Annotated in this window: 1 protein-coding gene and 1 pseudogene; both read left to right on the forward strand. The window is 38.7% G+C overall.

Annotation, left to right across the window (positions count from 1 at the left end; translation table 11 throughout):
- The first annotated feature begins 17 nt into the window (after positions 1 to 17).
- A complete protein-coding gene (locus JMW64_RS13765) occupies positions 18 to 1,154 on the forward strand; it encodes a porin (protein WP_201555352.1) in 1,137 nt (378 codons plus the stop codon).
- Between the two features lie 191 nt (positions 1,155 to 1,345).
- Positions 1,346 to 1,763 (forward strand): annotated as a pseudogene (locus tag JMW64_RS13770) (hypothetical protein); the annotation flags it as partial.

Raw genomic sequence — 1,763 nt, forward strand, 5'->3', positions numbered from 1 at the left:
TAAAGTGGAGATGTCTTTTGAAAAGACTATTTTTAGCCTCATCAGTCGCAATGCTATTAGTATCTACAGCTCAAGCGGCACCGACTGTTTATGGCAAAGCATTTGTTACCGCCAACTATGTCAATGCTTCATTCGAACGAGAAGCTATGGACGATAGTAGTATAAGCATTAATGAAGACAACAGTTCAGTAGAAATCGCATCAAAATCTTCACGTATTGGTTTCAAAGGTTCTGAAGCCATGACTGCCAATACTGATGTGATCTACCAATTAGAGTATGGAATCAAGGTTGATGATAGTGGCAGCAGTAACATCGGTTTTAAAAGCCGTGATACTTATCTGGGTCTAAAGAATAAAGACCTTGGCGAATTCCGCTTTGGTCGTAACTACTCAGTCGTTGATTATATCGATAATGTCACGGTCAATGAAGGTTACTGGGACAATGTGGGTGCTAGTAGTTTAAGCAAAAATACACTAGCCAATGCTTTAACCTTAGCTGATGGTTACCGAGTTAATAACTCTATCGTCTGGAAAGCGCCTAAATACAATGAGTTACCATTAGAGCTTGCGTTGCAGTATGGTGCTGATGAAGACTTTATATCTGACGATAATAGTCGTGACAGCGGCTATGGTGCCTCATTACTATTTAATCCAGGCAATGGCTTTACGGCTGGTGTTGCTTATCAGAGTGATCTGGCTACTAAAAATCCCAGTAGTACTAATACGGGCGGCGATATGATCCGTGGGACGGCTACTGTCGATCTAAGTAATTATGTTGCTTATCCAGTAAAAGTGGGCGCTCTATACCAACAAGCTGATTTTGATGATACTAATGAAACTGAAAAAGGATTGATATTAAGTGCTGAGATGGGTCTAAGTAACCTCGCTCGTCCAGCCTCAATATATGCACAGTACAATAAAACGGATAACTTAAGAGGCATTAATGAAAATAATTCAGATCAAATCGTCGTAGGCGGTAAATATAGCTTTAGAAAGAATATAATTGCACATGCTTATGTCGGTAATAACACTGCAGACTTAAAAAATGATCTTTTCATTGCTGGTCAAGATGACGGTGATAAAGATATTCTTGTCAGAGCGCGTGGTGATGCTAGCGTCTTCGTGGTCGGTGCTGGTCTAGAATACAAATTCTAAATTTCTTGTTATAAAGTAAGATGCACAAAAAGAGGCCTATCAAAATTGATAGGCCTCTTTTTGTGCATCTTAATGCTTTCTTAACGGCTTTAGGGTTATTGTTTAATAAGTTGGCTTTCTAATATCAGTATTGTTTGTAAAGTAAATAAATTTATTAATTAAACTGAGTAGTAACTCAAAGAGGCATAAAAATGAACAAATCTATGTCAGGTGATTACACGGCTACTGTAAAACAAGCATTAGTAAAAGTACCAGAGGTCACGTTACTATTTTGGATAATAAAAATAGCGGCGACTACCTTAGGGGAGACAGCGGGCGATGCACTATCTATGTCATTGAACTTAGGGTACATCATAAGTACAGCAATATTTGCCGTCATATTTACTATCGCAGTCGCCACCCAAATCAAAGCAAAACAGTTTAATAAGTGGTTGTATTGGGGTACTATCGTCGCGACCACTACTCTTGGGACCACAATTGCAGATTTCGTTGATCGTTCTTTAGGGATTGGCTATGCTGGTGGGTCGTCATTATTATTCATAATGTTAGTTCTATGTTTAATAGTTTGGCGAAAAACTATGGGCAGTATCAGTGTTGATAGTATTGTGT

The organism is Psychrobacter immobilis, from assembly GCF_904846065.1.
Lineage (GTDB): Bacteria > Pseudomonadota > Gammaproteobacteria > Pseudomonadales > Moraxellaceae > Psychrobacter > Psychrobacter immobilis_H.